This window comes from Caballeronia sp. LZ029 (assembly GCF_031451275.1).
In the GTDB taxonomy this organism is placed as follows: Bacteria; Pseudomonadota; Gammaproteobacteria; order Burkholderiales; family Burkholderiaceae; genus Caballeronia; species Caballeronia jiangsuensis.
The window spans coordinates 1-536 of the sequence record NZ_JARUXO010000029.1 but is presented as its reverse complement, the minus strand read 5'-3'; the positions used below and the strand labels follow the sequence as shown (position 1 = coordinate 536).

Sequence of the window (536 nt, the reverse complement as noted above, 5' to 3'; positions counted from 1 at the left end):
CGAAAAACTCTAGGATGGAAGACGCCTGCGGAAGCTCTCGACGAGTACCTAAAATCTGTTCAACAATCCAGTGTTGCGACGACCGGTTGAATCCGCCCAATACGTTTCAATTCGGTATACGGATCGTCTAGCCGAAGCAGGAATCGAACCGTCAGTCGGCAGCGTCGGAGATTCGTACGATAACGCACTCGCCGAAACGATCAACGGCCTTTACAAGGCAGAAGTTATTCATCGTCGCGGACCATGGCGTAACGTGCAGGCGGTTGAACTGGCCACGCTTGAATGGGTGGACTGGTTTAATCACCGACGCCTACTTGAGCCGATTGGCAATATCCCACCGGCCGAAGCGGAAGCCCGCTACTATGAGCAACTCGCTGGAATGCCGATGGCAGCGTAGCTCCAGCAAAGCCGTCTCCGAGATTCCCGGTGCGCTTCATATCTCGACCGTCGACGTGGTGTAACGTACGTCGACCTGCTCACGCGCGAAGCGATGCGGGACTGAGTAGTAATGGCCGATGAGTTCGACGTGGTAGTCA

Annotated in this window: 2 pseudogenes; one reads left to right on the top strand and one right to left on the bottom strand. The window is 55.2% G+C overall.

Annotation, left to right across the window (positions count from 1 at the left end):
* Positions 1 to 94: 94 nt before the first annotated feature.
* Positions 95 to 397: pseudogene (locus QCE73_RS33935) on the top strand (integrase core domain-containing protein); the annotation flags it as partial.
* Positions 398 to 436: 39 nt separating this feature from the next.
* Here the strand turns inward: QCE73_RS33935 and QCE73_RS39505 are convergent.
* Positions 437 to 536, bottom strand: a pseudogene (locus QCE73_RS39505) (Mu transposase domain-containing protein); the annotation flags it as partial.